The sequence below is a fragment of the Azohydromonas aeria genome, from assembly GCF_009760915.1.
In the GTDB taxonomy this organism is placed as follows: Bacteria; Pseudomonadota; Gammaproteobacteria; order Burkholderiales; family Burkholderiaceae_C; genus Azohydromonas; species Azohydromonas aeria.
Genome location: NZ_VIDQ01000019.1, coordinates 69,216 through 87,396, shown reverse-complemented (window position 1 = coordinate 87,396; position 18,181 = coordinate 69,216). Strand labels below are relative to the sequence as shown.

Sequence of the window (18,181 nt, the reverse complement as noted above, 5' to 3'; positions counted from 1 at the left end):
CAATTTAACCTACTAGGTTAAAGTTGCTTGATGGAAAAGAGCACGCCGCACTGCAAGCTCTCGGTGGTGAAGGCGCTGGTCCAAGCCGGCAAGGTCCGCACGACACGCTCAGCACGTGAAGGCGCCGTGGCGCTGGGTCTGGACTTCGACGGCATGCTGGCTGTGGTGTTGACACTGCAGCGTGCCGATTTCTACAAGAGCATGACGACCCACACCGACCACCATGTGTGGCAGGACGTCTACCGCCCTGTGACGTCCGTCGGCGCGGTGTACCTGAAGTTCACCGTCATCGACGACGTGCTCATCGTCTCTTTCAAGGAGTTATGACCATGCAGTGCCCGAATTGCGGACAAGCGGCGCTGGTGCATGACACCCGCGATCTGCCCTATGCGTACAAGGGCGAGTCAACGGTGCTGCCGCAGGTGACGGGCGAGTTCTGCACGGCCTGCGGCGAGTCCATCCTCGATGCGGCCGAGTCGCGGCGCACCATGGACCTGATGCTGGCCTTCAACAAACAGGTCAACGCATCCAGCGTGGACCCGGAGTTCATCGTGCGCGTGCGCAGAAAGCTGCAGCTGGACCAGCGTGAGGCTGCGGAAATCTTCGGTGGCGGCGTCAATGCCTTTTCGCGTTACGAAACCGGCAAGACCAAGCCGCCGCTGGCGCTGGTGAAGTTGCTGAAGGTGCTGGACAGGCATCCCGACCTGTTGGCCGAAGTGCGGGCGGCGTAGACGGGAAATCACTGGGAGCCCGCGACCGGCCGGCCTTCCAGACGCCGCCCGTTGCGGTCCTGAAGGCACGTCTGGGCTGATCCGGGCGCCTCGCTACTCCCGCCCGCGCCGGTGCGCCACCGCCTCCACCCGCGGCTTGCGGATCGCCGCCAGCTGCACCGAAGGCCGCGCCGCCCTGGGGTCGAAGTGGTGCTGCGTCAGCCCCACGGATTCGAGCACCTTGGTGACGTAGTTGCGCGTCTCCTCGAACGGCGGCACGCCCTTGTAGCGGTCCACCGTGCCCTCGCCGGCGTTGTAGGCGGCGGCCACGAGCTGCAGGTCGCCCTCGAAATACGCCAGCAGCCAGCGCAGGTAGGCCAGCCCGCCGCGGATGTTCTGCTCCGCGTTGAAGGGGTCGCGCACGTTGAAGCGCTCGGCCGTGGCCGGGATCAGCTGCATCAGCCCCTGCGCGTTCTTCGGCGACACGGCGCCGGCGTCGAAGTTGGACTCGGCCCGGATGATCGCCAGCGCCAGCTCGGGCTGGATGTCGTACTTGGGCGCGAGCTTGTTGACCAGCGCCACCACGTGCTTCGGCGCCGTGTTCAGCAGCCGCACGCGCTGCGCCGGGTCGGCCACCAGGCCCTGCGCCGTGCGCCCGTTGACCATGGTGATCACAGAAGGCGGCGGCGCGGGCGGGATCATGCAGTCGGGCTGCTCGGGCGTGGCGCCCCCCATCAGCTTCAGGTTCGTGGCGCCCTGCGGAATGCCCTGGTCGGCCGCCAGCTTGAACATGTAGGCGGCCCAGCCGTCGTTGCGCGGCACGCCACGGGCATTGGCATAGGCCCAGCCCAGGCGGAACTGCGACTCGGCATCCCCGGCGCGAGCGGCGCGGCAGTACATCGCCGCGGCAAAGGCCTCGTCGCGCGGCACCCCGTCGCCCTTCTCGTAGCGCTCGGCGTCGGCACGCAGCATCAGCGCCATCTGCGCCCGCGCACCCGGATCCTCCTGCGAGGGCTGCGGGCCGGCGGCCAGCGCCGCAGCTCCCGACAGCAGCAGGACGGCGGCGGCGGCGGCACGGCGTGTCGGCGGAAGAAGGCTCATGGGCGTCGGCTCCTCAGGCTTTGAAGGGTCGAAGGGCGACCGGCGGGTCGGGCTGCAGCGGGATGGAAATCGGGATTTGGGGCGATTGACGGGGCAGCGTGTTTCGTTGTGAGCGCTCCATGACGTCACGCGCGGGGCGAGGAAGGCAGGTTCGGCATCCCCGCAGTCCCGGACAACCCCTGGAGCGAACGATTGCCGCGGCGCCGCGGCCGCGACAAGGCCGGTCGGTGAAGGAAGGCTCCACCGGCTCCTGCCTGCGCGGCGGCTCCCTCGTCGGGGGGAGCCCATAGGCGGCCGCACCGTGGCGGTCAACGTGAAATATTGCCATGCCCGGCCCGACGCGGCCCCTCAGTCAGGGGATGCCGCAGCGGCGCGCTCGGACGTGCGCCGCCCGTCCGGGCGCTTCAGGCGTCGCCGCGGAACGCCGCCGCCGAGACGTTGAGGCGCTTGAGCTTGTCGTGCAGCGTCTGCTTCGGCACGCCCAGCGCGCGCGCCGCGGCCGCCACCTCGCCGGCGTGCGCGCGCAGCGCCTGCGTGATCACGGCGCGCTCGAAGTCCTCCACCTGCTCCGGCAGCGCCCGCGCCGCCGAGGGCTGCGGCACGGCGGCCACGCCCGGCGGCGCGGCCAGGCCGGCCGGCGGGGGCGCCACGCCGCCACCGCCGCCGGGCAGCAGGCTGTCGTCGAGCAGGCCCAGCACGAAGCGGTCGGCCACGTTGCGCAGCTCGCGCACGTTGCCGGGCCAGGGATGCGCCATCAGCGCCGCCAGCTGCGCCGGCGTGACCAGGGGCGCGGCGCGCTGGTAGCGGCTGGCGGCCTGCAGCGTGAAATGCTCGAACAGCAGCGGGATGTCCTCGCGCCGCGCGCGCAGCGGCGGCAGCTCCACGAAGGCCACGCCGATGCGGTAGTACAGGTCGGCGCGGAAGGTGCCGCGCTCGCTGGCGCGCTGCAGGTCCTCCTTGGCGGCGGCCACCACGCGGCAGTCGATGGGCCGCGGCTGGTTCGAGCCCAGCCGCTCGATGCTGCGCTCCTGCAGCGCCCGCAACAGCTTTACTTGCAGCCCCATGGGCATGCTTTCAATTTCATCCAGAAAGAGCGTGCCGCCCTTGGCGTGCTCCAGCTTCCCGATGCGCACCTTGCTGGCGCCGGTGAAGGCGCCGGCCTCGTGGCCGAACAGCTCGGTCTCGGCCAGGTTCTCGGGCAGCCCGCCGCAGTTGAGCGCCACGAAGTTGCCCTTGCGGCGGGGGCCCTGCTCGTGCAGGCAGCGCGCGACGAGCTCCTTGCCGGTGCCGGTCTCGCCGTAGATCACCACGTCGGCCGAGGTGGCGGCCAGCGCCGCGACCTTGGCGCGCACGCGCTCCATCAGCACCGAGCCGCCGATGAGCGTGGCCTCCACGCCGCGGCGGCCCTCCAGCTGCGCGCGCAGCTGCTCCACCTGCAGGCTCAGCCGGCGCTTGTCGGCGGCGCGGCGCACCGCGGCCACCAGCGTGTCGGCGCTGCAGGGCTTGGCGATGAAATCCCAGGCGCCCTCGCGCATGGCGCGCACCGCCATGGCGATGTCGCCGTGGCCGGTGACCAGGATCACCGGCAGCTGCGCGTCGGCGGCCTGCAATTCGGGCAGCCACTGCAGCCCGCTCGAGCCCGGCAGCCGCACGTCGCACAGCACCACCAGCGCCGCGCCGGGCTGCACGTGCGCGCGCGCCTCCTCGACACTGCCGGCCTCGATCACGTCGAAGCCCGCCAGCATCAGCGCCTGCGCGCTACCCAGGCGCACGTCCTCGTCGTCCTCGACCAGCAGGACGCGGATGGGGGTGTCGGCAGCGGCGGGCAGGGCGTCGGTGGTGGCGGGCATCAGGAATGGGTCTCGGAGGGCGAGCCCGCCGCGGCCGGCGTGTCGGCGGGCAGCGGCGGGGAACCGGCGGCGGGCGCCAGCGGCAGGGTGAACACGAAGCGCGCCCCGCCCTCGGCCCGGTTCCCGGCCGCCAGCGTGCCGCCGGACTCGCGCGCGATGTGGGCGGAGATCATCAGCCCCAGTCCCAGGCCGCGCCCGGCGGGCTTGCTGGTGACGAAGGGCTCGAACAGGCGCGGCAGGATGTCCTCGCGGATGCCCGGGCCGCTGTCCTCGACCTCGATGCGCGCGCACGCGCCGTCGATGCGCGCGCGCACCACCAGGCGGCGCGCGGCGTCGGCGCCCTCCATGGCGTCGATGGCATTGGCCATCAGGTTGACCAGCACCTGCTCCGTGCGCGCCTCGTCGGCCAGCACCTTCAGGCCCGGCGGGGCGATGTCGGACTCGAACTCCACGCCCGCCTCGCGCAGCCGGCGCGACAGCAGGAACTGCGCATTGCCCACCACCGGCTGCAGCGCCACCGGACCGGCCGGCTGCTGCGACTTGTGGGCGAAGCTCTTCAAGCGCTGGGTCAGGGCGCCGAGCCGGTCCACCAGCTTGGCGATGCGCTGCAGGTTGCCCTCGACGTCGGCATTGCGGCCGTGCTGCAGCAGCACGCAGGCGTTGTCGGCGAGTGTGCGCATCGCCGCCAGCGGCTGGTTGAGCTCATGGACCATGCCCGCGGACATGCGTCCAAGCAGCGCCATCTTGCCGGCATGAACCAGCTCGTTCTGCGCCGCGCGCAGCTCGGCGGTGCGCTCCACCACGCGCGCTTCCAGGCTGTCGTAGGCCATCTGCAGCGCCAGGCGGCTGGCGCGCTGCTGCGCCAGCACGCGGCGGCGCTGCAGCCAGGCGAAGCCCAGCAGCGGCAGCAGCAGCCCGGCCAGCGCGCCGGTGACGGCCATGCGCCGGGCCTCGGCCTGCAGCGGCGCCAGGTCGTCGAGCACCACCAGGCGCCAGGGCGTGCGCTGCAGCGCGCGCTCGCTGGCCAGCCAGCGCCCGCCTTCGAGCGCCAGCAGCGTGCCGCCGGCGTCGGGCAGCGCTTCGCGCACGCGCCAGTCCAGGGGCTTGAGGGGGGCTCCGCCGTAGCTGCGGGTGCGCTCGGCCTCGCGCAGCTCGGCTTCGGGCAGCGGCTGCAGGGGGCGGTACTTCCAGTGCTCGCGCGTGCCCAGGATCACCACGCCGTGCTCGTCGATCGCCAGCACCTCGCCGGGCAGCTTGCGCCAGGCCTGCTCGCTGGCCTCCAGGCTGACCTTGACCGTGGCCACGCCCAGCGGCGCCGGCGGCGGCGCCTCGAAGGCGGGCTTCGGCGCCAGCGCGAAGGACAGGTAGTAGCCCGGCCGCCCGCTGGAGACGCCCACGCCGAAGAAGCGCCCGCGCTGCTGCGCCAGCGCGTCGCGCACGTAGGGGCGGAAGGACAGGTCGAGCCCCAGCGGCGTGCCGGTCTGGCCGGCGTCGCCCGCGGCCAGCACCCGGCCGTCGCGGCCGAGCACGTAGAGCATGTCGGCGCCGGCCGTGGCGTTGATGCCGCGCAGCGTGGCGTTGACCTCGTGGCGCAGCCCTTCGTCGCCCGGCGCGCGCAGCAGCTGCAGCACCTGCGGCGTGGTCTCCAGCAGCGAGGGCAGGTAGTCGAAGCGCGCCAGCTGCGCGTCCAGCGCGGTGGTCACCAGGTCGAGCCGGTGCTGCGCCTGGTCCTGCAGGCTGGCCAGGCCGTTGCGCCAGGCCAGGCGGTGCCCGCTCCAGGCGCAGGCGGCCACCAGCGCCAGGCAGGCGCCGCTCCAGGCCAGGAGGGTGCGGGGTTTCACTGCGGATGCTGCTGCTGCAAAAGACGTTGCGCGCCGCGCAACCGGCTTGCGGGAGCCGGCCGCGGCGGCGCGCAGCTTACGCGTTGAAGGAGGATCAGCGCGCCGGCACGGGCATGTGCACTTCCTGCGCGTCGAGCACGGCTTCGGGCGCCTCGGCCTCGGCCACGGTCTCGCCGTCGAGCACGCGCTTCATGTGGGCGCTGTCGAGGTCACCGGTCCACTTCGCGACCACCACCGTGGCCACGCCGTTGCCGATCAGGTTCGTGAGCGCGCGCGCCTCGGACATGAAGCGGTCGATGCCCAGGATCAGCGCCAGGCCCGCCACCGGCACGTTGCCCACCGCGGACAGCGTGGCCGCCAGCACGATGAAGCCGCTGCCCGTCACGCCCGCGGCGCCCTTGGAGGTCAGCAGCAGCACCGCCAGCAGCGTGAGCTGCTGCGTCAGCGTCATGTCGGTGTTGGTGGCCTGGGCGATGAACACCGCGGCCATGGTCAGGTAGATCGAGGTGCCGTCCAGGTTGAAGGAGTAGCCCGTCGGGATCACCAGGCCCACCACGCTCTTGCGCGCGCCCAGGTTCTCCAGCTTGGCCATCATGCGCGGCAGCACCGACTCGCTCGACGAGGTGCCCAGCACGATCAGCAGCTCTTCCTTGATGTACTTGATGAACTTCAGGATCGAGAAGCCGTGCGCGCGGGCGATGCCGCCCAGGATCACGAAGATGAACAGCAGGCAGGTGAGGTAGAACGTGGCCATCAGCTGGCCCAGTTGCACCAGCGAGCTCACGCCGTACTTGCCGATGGTGAAGGCCATGGCGCCGAAGGCGCCGATCGGGGCGACCTTCATGATGTAGCCCACGATCGTGAACAGCACGTGCGAGAACTTCTCGATGTAGTCGAACACCAGCGTGCCGCGCCCGCCGAACTTGTGCAGCGCGAAGCCGAACAGCACCGAGAACAGCAGCACCTGCAGGATCTCGCCCTTGGCGAAGGCATCGACCACGCTGCTCGGGATGACGTTGAGCAGGAAGTCGGTGGTGCTCTGCATCTGGCCCGGCTTGGTGTAGGCCGCGATCGCCTTGGTGTCGAGCTGGCTCACGTCCACGTTCATGCCGGCGCCCGGCTTGACGAAGTTGATGACCACCAGGCCCACCACCAGCGCGATGGTGGAGACGATCTCGAAGTACAGCAGCGCCATGCCGCCGGTCTTGCCGACCTTCTTCATGTCTTCCATGCCGGCGATGCCCACCACCACGGTGCAGAAGATGATCGGGGCAATGATCATCTTGATGAGCTTGATGAAGCCGTCGCCCAGCGGCTTCATCGCCGCGCCGGTTTCCGGATAGAAATGGCCCAGCAGCACGCCGATGGCGATGGCGGACAGCACTTGGAAGTACAGGGATCGGTAGAAAGGCTTTTTCTGGACTGCGTCCATGAATGTCTCCTCGGGCGGCCGGTGGGGAAGGGTCGGGGTGGCCGGACAAGGCTTCTTTCGCAATACCGGTGCCAGGACGCGGCATTGTCCTAACTCATTGATTCACAAGGGAATATAGGTCGCCATGGACGGCTTGCGGGCCGATGGTCCGGACCGGCGGACGCGCGGCCGTCCGGGATTCCGGACGGGGCTTTGCCTAGCCCAGCAGCCGCAGCCCCGGCGGCAACGCGTCGCCAAACGCCTGCTGCTCGGCCGCCTCGTCCAGCGCACGCACCTCGCGCACGAGGTCGATGCCCTGCGCCGCCGCGCCAGCCTCCTGCAGCCGCTGCAGCAGCCGCTCACGCAGGGACTCATCGATGTCGCGCGAGCGGTCGCCCGTGCGCCGCGCCAGGTGCACCACCGCCTGCGCCGCGGCCGGCACGGCGCGCCAGTCCAGCGCCAGCAGCGCCTCGATCCAGCGTGCCGCCACCGCCGGTGCCACCGCCGCGTGCGCGCTGCCGTAGAGCGGGGCGCGCGCGCCCAGCCGGCCCAGCGTCCACAGCTCCAGCGCCGCGGGCGAGGCGCCTTTCACGGCGGCCGTCTTTCCCTTGCCGGCCCTTGAAGCCGGTTTTCCGGACGCACCCGCCACGGCCGCCGGCAGCTGGGCCAGCAGCCAGTCGCCGATCTCGGCCTTGTACTCGGCCGGGATGCGCTCCAGCGCCGCCCCGAGCCGCAGCATGTCCTCGCGCCCGCCGGGCACCAGCCCGGCCGGGCGCTCGCCCTCGCCCTGCAAATTGAAGGCGAAGTCCTGCAGCAGCCGCCCTTGCGCCGCCTCGTCCAGCCCGCCGGCCACGCGGCGCCACAGCGTCCACCACTCGGCGGCCACCTGCGCGTCGCCGCGGTGCTGCACGCCGGCCTCGAACTGGCCGAAGAGCTGCTGCACGCGCCAGTCGTCGGCGGCGAAGCCGAAGCCCGGGCGCAGGCACCAGCCGGCCAGGTTCAGCCACAGCCGCTCGTGGTCGGCGCTGCGCCGGCGCGCGCGGGCGCGCTGCAGCAGCGCGTCGAAGAGCCGGCGCAGCAGCGGCAGGCTCCAGCGCTCGCGCGCGCCCAGCAGCGCCTCCAGCGCGGCGCGCAGCTGGCGCACTTCCTTCGGCGTCACGTCCCGGGCGCGCGGGCCGAAGACGCGGTCGATGCGCTCGACGGCTTCCGCCAGCCGCGGGTGCAGCCCCGCGTCCGCGCCTTCAGCCGCCTTCAGGCCGCGCAGCCGGATCTCCAGCGCGTGGCGCTGCCCGGCGGCGTCGGTGGCCTGCAGCGCCAGCGTGCCGACCTCGGTCAGCGAGGCCGACAGGCCCACCGGCAGCTCGCGCCGCGCGTCCGAGGCTTCGATCACCGTGGACACCGGCGGCAGCGTCGTGAACTCGCCCACCGACGGGTCCACCAGCGCGCCCGGCGCCGGCAGCGCGCCGCCGACGCTGGACAGCAGCGTGAAGTTCACCGGCTGGCCCACGCGCAGCGCGAAGCGGCGCTCGGTCAGCGGCAGCTCCACGCCGGGCTCGGTGCCGCGCGGCAGCACGCACACGGCGCGGTGCTCGTCGAGCAGCAGCCAGTAGTTGCGCGCCGAGCCTCCGCCGAGCTTCGGCGCCGCACCCCGGCGCGCCAGGCCGTGCGCGACGGCGCCGCGCGCCACCGCCAGGTCGGGGTCGGCATTGGCCAGGAGACGCACCGGCGCGCCGCGCCAGCCCGAGAGCACCTCCAGCAGCCGCTGCGCGATGGCGTGCGCCTTGAACACGCCGCCGTTGAGCAGCAGCGCGTCGGGCACCGGGAAGGCGTCGTCGCTGCCCAGTGCCTGGCGCGCCGCGTCGGCGTGCTGGCGCAGGAAGGCGGCGACGTGGCGCGTCACGGCGCTGTCGGCGGCGTAGGGCAGGCCGAATTCGACCAGCGCGGCGCGGCTGCGCTTCACCGGGTCGGTGGGCGCCACGCGCGGGAAGAAGCCGTCCAGCGCCAGCGCCCGCACTTCCTCGCGGCTGAACGTCACCGTCTTCGAGCCGCCGATGAGCCGGCTGCCGCCGCCCAGCAGCGTGACGTTGGCGCTGTCCGGCGCGTTCTCGGCCAGCAGCGTCTCCTTGGCGACGCGGCAGCGCTCGACCAGCTGTGTCAGCCGCCCGGCGGACAGCCGCTCGCCGCCGAGGCGCTGCTCCGCGAGGTGCGCCAGCGCCAGGTCGATGTTGTCGCCGCCGAGCATCAGGTGCTGGCCGACGGCGATGCGGTCGAGCTTCCGGCCGCCGTCGGCGACGCGGATCAGGCTCAGGTCGGTGGTGCCGCCGCCCACGTCGCACACCAGCACCAGCCGCGCGCCGCCCAGCGCCGCGGCCAGGTCGGCGCGGTGCTTGAAGGCCCAGTCCTGGAACGCGGCCTGCGGCTCCTCCAGCAGCCGCAGCCTGGGCAGCCCGGCCTCGCGCGCGGCTTCCACGGTGAGCTGGCGCGCCGAGTCGTCGAAGCTGGCCGGCACGGTCAGCACGATGTCCTGGGACTCCAGCGGCCGTTTCGGGAAGCGCACGTTCCAGGCCGCGCGCACGTGGGCGAGGTAGCTGGCGCTGGCCTGCAGCGGCGACACGCGCGGCACCTCGGCCTCGGCGCCCCAGGGCAGGATCGGCGCGGTGCGGTCCACCGCCGCATGCGACAGCCAGCTCTTGGCGCTGGCCACCAGCCGCCCGGGCACCTGCGCGCCCAGGCGCCGCGCCAGCTCGCCGATGACAGCGGGCTCCCCGGAATGCCAGGGCAGCTGCAGCGCCTCGGCCGCCAGCTCGCCCGGCGCCGGGTGGTAGCGCAGCGAGGGCAGCAGCGGCCGGCGGCCCAGCTCGCCGGGGGCGATCAGCTGGTCGGCCTCGAACAGCGCGATGTCGGTGGCGCCGGGCTCGGCCCAGGCCACCACGGTGTGCGTGGTGCCCAGGTCGATGCCGACCAGGCAGGGAGTCGATGCCGCGGCGCCGCCCTTGCTCATGCCTCGGCGCCGGCCTCCTCGCCGCTGGAGCCGCCGCCGCGCACGTCGAACTCCACCTTCCAGCGCGCGCTGCCGTCGCGCGGCACGGCGATGACTTCGAGCGTGCCGGTCTCGGTGACGCGCGCCTGCAGGCTCACGGGCACGACCTCGCCGGCGCTGCGCCCCTCGGCCGGCAGCGTGGCCTGGATCTCCTCCAGCTCATGCAGCTCGTCGGGCGCCCAGAAGTCCAGCAGCGTGCCGACCTGGTCCTGGCGCCGCACGCTGGAGCCGAAGAAGCGGAAGTGCACCGGCTCGCCCACGACCAGGCCGAATTCCATCTCCGGCACGGCCGCCTCGGTGCCTTCCTCCATGCCGAAGGGCGCCAGGCACAGCGCGGAGACGGGCGGCTCCATGCCCGGCACGGCCGGCATGGCCGACTCGATGGCCACGTAGTAGGCCTGCGCCGTGCCGCCGCGGATGCGCACGCCGCGCCCGCGCCGCACGTAGCCGTAGTAGGCCGCGCCCTGGGCCACGGCGCGGTCCAGGTCCGCGCCTTCGAGCAGCCGCGCCGCCGGCGCGCCTTCGCCCGCCAGCCAGCCGTTGAGCACGTCGAGCACGCGCTGCGCCAGCAGCGCCGACTTGAACACGCCGCCGTTGAAGAGCAGCGCGGTCGGGTGCAGGAAGGTGGCGCCCTCGGGGGCCACGTGGTTGAAACCTTCGAGCTCGGCGGTGGCGCCGGCCTGGCGGCCCAGGAAGGCGGCGAGGTGGCGCGTGACGGCGGCGTCCTGCGCGTAGGGCAGGCCCACCTGCGTCAGGCCGGCGCGGGTGCGCGTGACCGGCCGCGCGTCGGCGCCGACCTGCGGGAAGAAGCCCTCGACCAGCGTGGCGGCGACTTCCTCGCGCGTGAGCTCGGTGCGGATCGTGCCGCCGATCAGGCGCGAGCCGCGGCTGGGCACCACGATCGGCTGCGCCGGCGCGTTCGCGTCGGCCAGCAGCACCTCCTTGGCGACGCGGCAGCCCTGCGTGAGCGAGCGCATCTGCCACGGGTCCAGCGTGGTGCCGGCCGCGGCCAGCTTGCGCGCCACCACGTGCGCCAGCGCCAGGTCCATGTTGTCGCCGCCGAGCAGGATGTGCTCGCCCACGGCGACGCGGTGCAGCTCCAGGTTGCCCTCGCGCTCGACCACGGCGATCAGGCTGAAGTCGCTGGTGCCGCCGCCCACGTCCACGACCAGGATCACGTCGCCGGGCTTGACCTGCTTGCGCCACGAGCCGGCGCTGCCCTGGATCCAACTGTAGAGCGCGGCCTGCGGCTCCTCCAGCAGCGTGAAGTGCGCGCCGAAGGTGGCGGTGGCGGCCTCGGCCGTGAGCTCGCGCGCGGCCGGGTCGAAGGAGGCGGGAATCGTGACCGTGAGGCTCTGCTGCTCCAGCGGCGCCTCGGGGTGCGCGTGGTTCCAGGCGTTGCGCAGGTGCTCCAGGTAGCGGATCGAGGCCGTCACCGGCGAGATCTTGCTGACCTCGGCCGGGGCGCCGGCGGGCAGGATGTCGGCGCGGCGGTCCACGCCGGTGTGGCCCAGCCAGCTCTTGGCGCTGGCGACCTGGCGGATCGGCGTGGTGGCGCCGCGGCTGCGGGCGAGATCGCCGGCGATGAAGTCCTGGTCCGCCGTCCACGGCAGCGCCATGTCGCCGGGGGCGAGCTCCTCGGCGTGCGGCAGGTACAGGAACGAGGGCAGCAGCGCGCGGTCCTCGACGCTGCCCGGCGCGGTCAGCTGCGGGATGTCCATCGAGCCCTGCAGCGTCTTCTCGCCGTCGCTGCCCTGCACGTCCACCCAGGACAGCGCGCAGTGCGTGGTGCCCAGGTCGATGCCGATGGCGTAGCGCGGGCCGGCGGCCTCGGGCGCGGTGTCGCTGTCAGGGGAGAAATTCGATTCGTCGCTCACAGCTCCACCTCCGCCTGCGCCAGCACGCGCGCGTCATGTTTCTCGGCCAGTTTCGGCAGCTTCACTTCCGCCGCGCGCCAGCCGCGGTGGCTCAGCGTGCCGGTGAAGGGCGGCTGGCCGACGACGTTGCCGGTCAGCTTCACGCTCGCGGCGTCGAAGCCGGGCTGTAGCGTGACGCGGCTGCCCTCGGACTCGGCGCGCACGGGCTCGATGCGGAAGTGCTCCCTGAGCACCTTGCGGCAGCCCTCGTGCACCACGCGCACGGCCGCGCCGATGTCGGCGTCGGCGTAGCCCTTGATGTCGTCCTGCATGAAGTCGATGAAGCGGCCCTCGCGCTGCAGCAGCGCCAGCAATTGCAGCGCGGCGTCGGGGCCGGACTCGCGCAGCACGACCGGCGCCACCGGCGCGGGCGCCGGGGCCGGCTTGGGCACGGGCGCCGGTGCGGGCTTCGGGGCGGCCACGGGCGGCGGCGGGGGGGCGACGGGGGCGGGCGGCTCGTCCAGCCGCTCGTAGCGCGCGGCCTTGTCGGCATTGCCCAGCAGGCTGAAGAAGGCCCCGAAGGCCATGGGAATGCGGCGCAGGAAAGAAGGTTTGGCTTCCTGGCTGGGGGTGGGCATCAGCGGGTTCTCCGTGGTGGTCCGGCATCGGGAAAGGCCGGAGGACGGCTGGTCGCACGCGGTACTGCGGGCCCGTGCGGGCCCTGCCGCGGCGGCGACAAAATCCGGTCGATTCTAGGGAAGTCCCGGAGATGGCCGTGGCGCGGGCGCGCGACACGTGCCCGCCGAAGCGAAACGCCCGGCCCGCGCTGCGCGAAGGCAGCCCGGGCCGGGCGTCGGTGGGCGTCGCTGCCAGGGCCGGCGGCGCCGGCCGTGGCGGATCAGGCGCTTACTTGCCGGCGAGGTCGCGCAGCACGGCGACCTTGTCGGTGCGCTCCCAGGCGAATTCCGGCTCGTCGCGGCCGAAGTGGCCGTAGGCGGCGGTCTTGGAGTAGATCGGGCGCAGCAGGTCGAGCATCTGGATGATGCCCTTCGGGCGCAGGTCGAAGACCTCGCGCACGATCTCGGCGATGCGCTCGTCGGGGATGCGGCCGGTGCCCTCGGTGTAGACCGTGACGTTCATCGGCTGCGCCACGCCGATGGCGTAGGCGACCTGGATCTGGCACTGGCGCGCCAGGCCGGCGGCGACGATGTTCTTGGCCACGTAGCGCGCGGCGTAGGCGGCGGAGCGGTCCACCTTGGTCGGGTCCTTGCCCGAGAAGGCGCCGCCGCCGTGCGGGCAGGCGCCGCCGTAGGTGTCCACGATGATCTTGCGCCCGGTCAGGCCGCAGTCGCCCTGCGGGCCGCCGATGACGAAGCGGCCGGTCGGATTCACCAGGTACTTGGTCTCCTTGAGCCACTCCTTAGGCAGCACCGGCTTGATGATTTCCTCGATCACGGCCTCGGTGAACTCGGGCTTCATCTTCGTGCCGTCGCTCATCTCCGGCGCGTGCTGGCTGGAGAGCACGACGGTGTCGATGCTGTGGGGCTTGCCGTCCACGTAGCGCATCGTGACCTGGCTCTTGGCGTCCGGGCGCAGGAAGGGCAGCCGGCCGTCCTTGCGCAGCTGCGCCTGGCGCTCGACCAGGCGGTGCGCGTAGTAGATCGGCGCGGGCATGAGCTCGGGCGTCTCGTCGCAGGCGTAGCCGAACATCAGGCCCTGGTCGCCGGCGCCGATGTTGAGGTAGTCGTCGCTGGCGTGGTCCACGCCCTGGGCGATGTCGTTGCTCTGCTTGTCGTAGGCCACGAGCACGGCGCAGCCCTTGTAGTCGATGCCGTACTCGGTGTTGTCGTAGCCGATGCGCTTGATCGTGTCGCGCGCGACCTGGATGTAGTCCACGTGCGCATTGGTCGTGATCTCGCCGGCGAGCACGACGAGGCCGGTGTTGCACAGCGTCTCGGCGGCGACGCGGCTGCGCGGGTCCTGCGTGAAGATGGCGTCGAGGATCGCGTCGGAGATCTGGTCCGCGACCTTGTCGGGATGACCCTCGGAGACGGACTCCGAGGTGAAGAGGAAGTCGTTCGCCACTTTTTTACACTCCTGGGTTGGTTGGCTGCGTTGCCAGCCGAAACGGAGTCAGGCGGCGAACGCTTTAGCGGCATTTGTCAGGCTCTTCCAAACCCGGCGGGATTTGCACCCGCGTCGCCCCGCAAGTTGTCCTTTAAACCGGCGACGCCGCCATTGTATTGAGAGATGAAAGCTTTTCTGCGCTGGATGGCCACTTGGCCGCTGGGAAGACTGCACGTTGTCGGCAGTTTCCTCGGGTGGTTGACGTGGGCGCTGTCGCCCGCCTACCGCCGGCGCCTGCGCGCCAATGCCGGCCTCGCAGGCCTGACCGCCGCGCAGCGCCGCGCCGCGGTGGCGCAGGCCGGCTGCATGGCCGCGGAGGCGCCGTGGCTGTGGCTGCGCGACGGCGCGGTCTCGTCCTATTGCCGCTGGCAGGGCGCCGAGCTCATCGAGCAGGCGCTGGCGCGCGGCAAGGGGCTGGTGATCCTCACGCCGCACCTGGGCTGCTTCGAGATCACGGCGCGCGCCTTCGCCGAGCGCTGGGGCCCGGAGCACCCGCTCACCGTGCTCTACCGTCCCTCGCGCAAGGCCGCGCTGCGCGAGCTGGAGGAGACGGCGCGGGGGCGCCCGGGCATGGCCACCGCGCCGGCCACGCTGGCCGGTGTGCGGCAGATGCTGCGCACGCTCAAGCAGGGCCAGACCGTGGGCCTGCTGCCCGACCAGGTGCCGCCCCACGGCATGGGCGTGTGGGCGCCGTTCTTCGGCCGCGAGGCCTACACCATGACGCTGGCGGCCAAGCTGGTGCGCCAGACCGGCGCCGACTGGGTGCTGATGTGGGCGGAGCGCTTGCCGCGCGGCCAGGGTTTCACCTTGCACGTCAGCGCCCCGACGCAGCCGCTGCCCGGCGCGGGCGAGTCCGACAGCGAGGCGCTGCAGCAGGCCTGCGCGCGCCGCATCAACGAGGAAATGGAACGACTCATCATGCAGGACCCCACCCAGTACCTCTGGGGCTACCACCGCTACAAGAAGCCGCGCGGCGCCGCGGCCCCGGCCACCACCACCGCCGCCAGCGCCGGGCAGGGGCCCACCCGATGAGCGTCGGCGCGAAGCTGGGCATCGCGATGCTGCGCGCGCTGTACCGCATGCCGCTGGGCGTGCAGGCGGCGCTGGGGCGGGCGGTGGGGGCGGTGGCCTACCGGCTCGCCGGCAGCCGCCGCCGCATCGCGCTGCGCAACGTGGCGCTGTGCTTTCCGCACCTGGATCCGGCCGAGCGCGAGCGGCTGGTGCGCGAGCACTTCGGCTGGCTGTTTCGCAGCCTGCTGGAGCGCGGGCTGCTGTGGTACGCGCCGGTGGAGCGGCTGAAGGCGCTGATCCAGATCGAGGGCGACGTGGGCCTGGCCGAGCGCAGCGAGCGCCCGGTGATGTGGCTGGTGCCGCACTTCGTGGGCCTGGACGTGGCCGGCGTGGCCACGCAGCTGTTCCAGAAGCGGCAGGTGGGCTCGATCTACCAGGCGCAGAGCGACCCGGTGTGGGACGCCGAGATCCGCAAGGGCCGGCTGCGCTTCAACCGGGGCGAGGTGTTCGCGCGCAGCGAGAGCGCGCTGCCGCTGGTGCGCGCCATCCGCCGCGGCTGGGCCTTCTTCAACCTGCCCGACATGGACTTCGGCCGCAGGGAAGCGGCCTTCGTGCCCTTCTTCGACGTGCCCGCGGCCACGCTGCTGGCGCCGTCGAAGATGGCGCGCGCGCTGAACATGGTGGTGCAGCCGGTCGTGGCGGAGATCCTGCCCGGCGGCCAGGGCTACAAGGTGAAGTTCCTGCCCGCCTGGGACGACTGGCCCAGCGACGACGCCGAAGCCGACGCCGCGCGCATGAACCGCTGGATCGAGGAGCAGATCCGCCACTGCCCGGCGCAGTACCTGTGGGTTCACAAGCGGTTCAAGACGCGGCCGGAGGGAGAGGCGTCGCTGTATGGCTGACCTGCGCTGAAACCGCCGCGGCACCCGGGAACCCGGGTTGCCGCCCTGCCAGGACCTCACCATCCCCCGGCGCCGGCCGGACAGCAGGAGACCAGGCATGAGCAACAAGCAAGGCCAGCAGGACGACAAGTCCGCGCAGCAATCCCAGCAGGGCCAGGGCAGCGCCAACGCCCAGGGCGACAAGACGGCACCCAACAAGCAGATGCAGGGCGGCACCCAAGCCGGCCAGACCAGCGGCACGCAGCTCGGCGGCCGCAGCGCCGACGAGAGCCGCGCCGAGCAGGGCGGCATGGGCTCGACCGACGGGCGCGTCGATTCGCAGGGCGGCCTGGGCAGCTCCGAGCGCGCCACCAGCCAGGAGCGCAGCCGCGGCGGCCAGATGGGCCCCGAGGGCGGCAGCACGCGGCGTGGCTGAGGACTGAGAAGGGCCCATGACGCCATGAGGCAGCGCGAAGTGCAGGACAGCGACAACACGCGCTGGACCTGCGTGCAGGCCCTCTCCGGGCTGGGCGACGCCGGCGGCAGCGCGGCCGAGTCCGAAGCCGCCACCGAGGCCGCCGCCGACAGGCTCGAAGCCGGCGACGGCACCGTGCCCGTCACCTGCACGCCCAGCGGCGGCGCGGCCAGCGTGCGCATCCGGCTGCCGCGCGGCTGGGAAGAAAGCAGCAGCGACGACGACCTGCTCGCCGCCATCGCCGCGGCTGGGCGGGACTGAGCCCGGCGCGTTTTCCACTGCGGCATCGGCCGGCCGTCCCCGGGCGCCGGCCGATAATCCCGCGCATGAAACTCCGCTTCACCAAGATGCAGGGCGCGGGCAACGACTTCGTGGTGATCGACGCCACGCGGCAGCCCCTGGCGCTGACTCCCGAGCACTACCGCCGCCTGGGCGACCGGCGCTTCGGCGTCGGCGCCGACCAGATCCTGGTGGTGGAAAGGAGCGCCACGCCCGGCGTGGACTTCCGCTACCGCATCTTCAACGGCGGCAGCGGCGAGGAGGTCGAGCAGTGCGGCAACGGCGCGCGCTGCTTCGTGCGCTTCGTGCACGACCAGCGCCTCACCGCGCAGCGCACGGTGCGCGTGGAAACGATGACCACGCTGCTGGAGCTGCGGCTGCAGGACGACGGCCGCGTCACCGTGGACATGAACGCGCCGGTGTTCGAGCCCGCGCGCATCCCCTTCGTGCCCGACGGCCTCGCGCCGCGCGAATTGAACGGCTTCCAGCTCTGGCCGCTGGCGCTGGGCGACGGCGACGACATCGAGGTGGCCGTGGTGTCGATGGGCAACCCGCACGCGGTGCGGCGCGTGGACGACGTGCGGCATGCGCCGGTGGAGATCGAGGGGCCGCAGATCCAGGCGCTGGAGCGCTTCCCGCGCCAGGTCAACGTCGGCTTCATGGAAGTGGTGAGCCGATCGCACATCCGGCTGCGCGTGTACGAGCGCGGCGCCGGCGAGACGCTGGCCTGTGGCACCGGCGCCTGCGCGGCGGTGGTGGCCGGCATCCGGCTGGGCTGGCTGGACCGCCGCGTGGACGTGGACGCGCCCGGCGGGCGGCTGACCATCGAGTGGGACGGCGGCGACGCGCACGTGCTCATGACCGGGCCGGCGCAGACGGTGTTCGAAGGGGAGATCGAGCTGTGAGCGGCGGCATTCAAGGCCGCATTGACGGCATCACCGAGGACGACCTCGCGCAGTACCTGTCGCTCAACCCGGGCTTCTTCGACCGGCATGCCGAGCTGCTGGGCGATATCCGCCTGGCCAGCCCGCACGGCGCGCGCGCGGTGTCGCTGCAGGAGCGCCAGGCGCAGATGCTGCGCGAGCGCATCAAGGGGCTGGAGCAGCGGCTCATCGAGATGATCCGCCACGGCCAGGAGAACTCGGCAATAGCCGACCGGCTGCACCGCTGGACCCGCGCCGTGATGCTGGCACGCGACCCGCTGGCGCTGCCCGCGCTGCTGGTGGAAGAGCTGAAGAGCCAGTTCCTGGTGCCGCAGGCCGCGCTGCGCCTGTGGAACGTGAACCCGGCCTATGCGGGTGAAAACTTCGTGCTGGCCGAGCCGGGCGTGGCGCGCGACTTCGCCAACGGCCTGGCGCTGCCGCTGTGCGGGCTCAACACCGGCGACATCGAGGCCGCGCGCTGGCTGCACGACGGCACGGTGCCGCTGTCGCTGGCCTGTATCCCGCTGCGCCACGACAGCGTGGCCGGCGCCTTCGGGCTGCTGATGCTGGGCTCGCCCGACGCCACGCGCTTTGCCAGCGACATGGGCGTCGATTTCCTGGTGCGCATCGGCGACATCGCCTCCGCGGCGCTGGCGCGGCTGCTGCCGCATTGAGC

Annotated in this window: 16 protein-coding genes; 8 read left to right on the top strand and 8 right to left on the bottom strand. The window is 72.5% G+C overall.

Annotated elements, in window-relative coordinates:
- Nucleotides 1–30 precede the first annotated feature (30 nt).
- On the top strand, nt 31–327 hold the full coding sequence (locus tag FJ694_RS13800; protein ID WP_157267813.1) for a type II toxin-antitoxin system MqsR family toxin: 297 nt from the start codon (nt 31–33) through the stop codon (nt 325–327).
- A gap of 2 nt (nt 328–329) precedes the next feature.
- Nucleotides 330–731: a type II toxin-antitoxin system MqsA family antitoxin gene (locus FJ694_RS13795; protein WP_157267812.1), complete on the top strand. Its 402-nt coding sequence runs from the start codon at nt 330–332 to the stop codon at nt 729–731.
- A 93-nt stretch (nt 732–824) separates the two neighbouring features.
- Here the strand turns inward: FJ694_RS13795 and FJ694_RS13790 are convergent, their stop codons facing one another.
- The 8 genes from FJ694_RS13790 to metK all read right to left on the bottom strand — a co-directional run bounded on the left by FJ694_RS13790 (nt 825) and on the right by metK (nt 13,894).
- Nucleotides 825–1,811: a lytic transglycosylase domain-containing protein gene (locus FJ694_RS13790; protein ID WP_157267811.1), complete on the bottom strand. Its 987-nt coding sequence runs from the start codon at nt 1,809–1,811 to the stop codon at nt 825–827.
- 404 nt (nt 1,812–2,215) lie between these two features.
- Nucleotides 2,216–3,661, bottom strand: a complete 1,446-nt coding sequence (locus tag FJ694_RS13785; protein WP_157267810.1) for a sigma-54-dependent transcriptional regulator — start codon at nt 3,659–3,661, stop codon at nt 2,216–2,218.
- Nucleotides 3,661–5,502 carry a sensor histidine kinase gene (locus tag FJ694_RS13780; protein WP_157267809.1) on the bottom strand — a complete coding sequence of 614 codons (1,842 nt, stop codon included), beginning with the start codon at nt 5,500–5,502 and terminating at the stop codon, nt 3,661–3,663. The genes FJ694_RS13785 and FJ694_RS13780 overlap by 1 nt, the downstream gene beginning before the upstream one ends.
- 94 nt (nt 5,503–5,596) lie before the next feature.
- Nucleotides 5,597–6,934: a dicarboxylate/amino acid:cation symporter gene (locus FJ694_RS13775; RefSeq protein WP_157267808.1), complete on the bottom strand. Its 1,338-nt coding sequence runs from the start codon at nt 6,932–6,934 to the stop codon at nt 5,597–5,599.
- 196 nt (nt 6,935–7,130) lie between these two features.
- Complete coding sequence (locus tag FJ694_RS13770) at nt 7,131–9,914, bottom strand: Hsp70 family protein (protein ID WP_157267807.1); 2,784 nt, start codon at nt 9,912–9,914, stop codon at nt 7,131–7,133.
- Nucleotides 9,911–11,830, bottom strand: coding sequence for an Hsp70 family protein (locus tag FJ694_RS13765; RefSeq protein WP_157267806.1), 1,920 nt, complete (start codon nt 11,828–11,830; stop codon nt 9,911–9,913). The genes FJ694_RS13770 and FJ694_RS13765 overlap by 4 nt, the downstream gene beginning before the upstream one ends.
- Nucleotides 11,827–12,447, bottom strand: a complete 621-nt coding sequence (locus FJ694_RS13760) for a DUF2760 domain-containing protein (RefSeq protein ID WP_157267805.1) — start codon at nt 12,445–12,447, stop codon at nt 11,827–11,829. The genes FJ694_RS13765 and FJ694_RS13760 overlap by 4 nt, the downstream gene beginning before the upstream one ends.
- A gap of 268 nt (nt 12,448–12,715) precedes the next feature.
- On the bottom strand, nt 12,716–13,894 hold the full coding sequence (gene metK / locus FJ694_RS13755; RefSeq protein WP_157267804.1) for a methionine adenosyltransferase: 1,179 nt from the start codon (nt 13,892–13,894) through the stop codon (nt 12,716–12,718).
- A 165-nt stretch (nt 13,895–14,059) separates the two neighbouring features.
- Between metK and FJ694_RS13750 the strand changes: the two genes are divergently transcribed.
- The 6 genes from FJ694_RS13750 (at nt 14,060) to FJ694_RS13725 (ending at nt 18,179) form a co-directional block, all read left to right on the top strand.
- Nucleotides 14,060–14,968 (top strand): lysophospholipid acyltransferase family protein, encoded by a 909-nt coding sequence (locus FJ694_RS13750; RefSeq protein ID WP_157267803.1) that lies wholly within the window; start codon nt 14,060–14,062, stop codon nt 14,966–14,968.
- A complete protein-coding gene (locus FJ694_RS13745) occupies nt 14,965–15,849 on the top strand; it encodes an LpxL/LpxP family acyltransferase (RefSeq protein ID WP_157267802.1) in 885 nt (294 codons plus the stop codon). The genes FJ694_RS13750 and FJ694_RS13745 overlap by 4 nt, the downstream gene beginning before the upstream one ends.
- A gap of 97 nt (nt 15,850–15,946) precedes the next feature.
- A complete protein-coding gene (locus tag FJ694_RS13740; RefSeq protein ID WP_157267801.1) occupies nt 15,947–16,264 on the top strand; it encodes a hypothetical protein in 318 nt (105 codons plus the stop codon).
- A 24-nt stretch (nt 16,265–16,288) separates the two neighbouring features.
- Entirely contained in the window at nt 16,289–16,564 is a 276-nt protein-coding gene (locus FJ694_RS13735; protein WP_157267800.1) for a hypothetical protein, read from the top strand.
- Nucleotides 16,565–16,629: 65 nt separating this feature from the next.
- Complete coding sequence (dapF, locus tag FJ694_RS13730; protein ID WP_157267799.1) at nt 16,630–17,487, top strand: diaminopimelate epimerase; 858 nt, start codon at nt 16,630–16,632, stop codon at nt 17,485–17,487.
- Nucleotides 17,484–18,179 carry a DUF484 family protein gene (locus FJ694_RS13725; RefSeq protein WP_232540019.1) on the top strand — a complete coding sequence of 232 codons (696 nt, stop codon included), beginning with the start codon at nt 17,484–17,486 and terminating at the stop codon, nt 18,177–18,179. The genes dapF and FJ694_RS13725 overlap by 4 nt, the downstream gene beginning before the upstream one ends.
- The last annotated feature ends 2 nt before the right edge of the window (nt 18,180–18,181 follow it).

Bases quoted from the DNA above. Each gene is read 5' to 3' on its own strand.
- FJ694_RS13735 (WP_157267800.1), top strand. From the start codon at position 16,289: ATGAGGCAGCGCGAAGTGCAGGACAGCGACAACACGCGCTGGACCTGC.
- FJ694_RS13760 (WP_157267805.1), bottom strand. From the start codon at position 12,447: ATGCCCACCCCCAGCCAGGAAGCCAAACCTTCTTTCCTGCGCCGCATT.
- FJ694_RS13775 (WP_157267808.1), bottom strand. From the start codon at position 6,934: ATGGACGCAGTCCAGAAAAAGCCTTTCTACCGATCCCTGTACTTCCAA.
- FJ694_RS13790 (WP_157267811.1), bottom strand. From the start codon at position 1,811: ATGAGCCTTCTTCCGCCGACACGCCGTGCCGCCGCCGCCGCCGTCCTG.
- FJ694_RS13750 (WP_157267803.1), top strand. From the start codon at position 14,060: ATGAAAGCTTTTCTGCGCTGGATGGCCACTTGGCCGCTGGGAAGACTG.
- FJ694_RS13785 (WP_157267810.1), bottom strand. From the start codon at position 3,661: ATGCCCGCCACCACCGACGCCCTGCCCGCCGCTGCCGACACCCCCATC.
- dapF (WP_157267799.1), top strand. From the start codon at position 16,630: ATGAAACTCCGCTTCACCAAGATGCAGGGCGCGGGCAACGACTTCGTG.
- FJ694_RS13740 (WP_157267801.1), top strand. From the start codon at position 15,947: ATGAGCAACAAGCAAGGCCAGCAGGACGACAAGTCCGCGCAGCAATCC.
- FJ694_RS13800 (WP_157267813.1), top strand. From the start codon at position 31: ATGGAAAAGAGCACGCCGCACTGCAAGCTCTCGGTGGTGAAGGCGCTG.
- FJ694_RS13795 (WP_157267812.1), top strand. From the start codon at position 330: ATGCAGTGCCCGAATTGCGGACAAGCGGCGCTGGTGCATGACACCCGC.
- FJ694_RS13770 (WP_157267807.1), bottom strand. From the start codon at position 9,914: ATGAGCAAGGGCGGCGCCGCGGCATCGACTCCCTGCCTGGTCGGCATC.
- FJ694_RS13745 (WP_157267802.1), top strand. From the start codon at position 14,965: ATGAGCGTCGGCGCGAAGCTGGGCATCGCGATGCTGCGCGCGCTGTAC.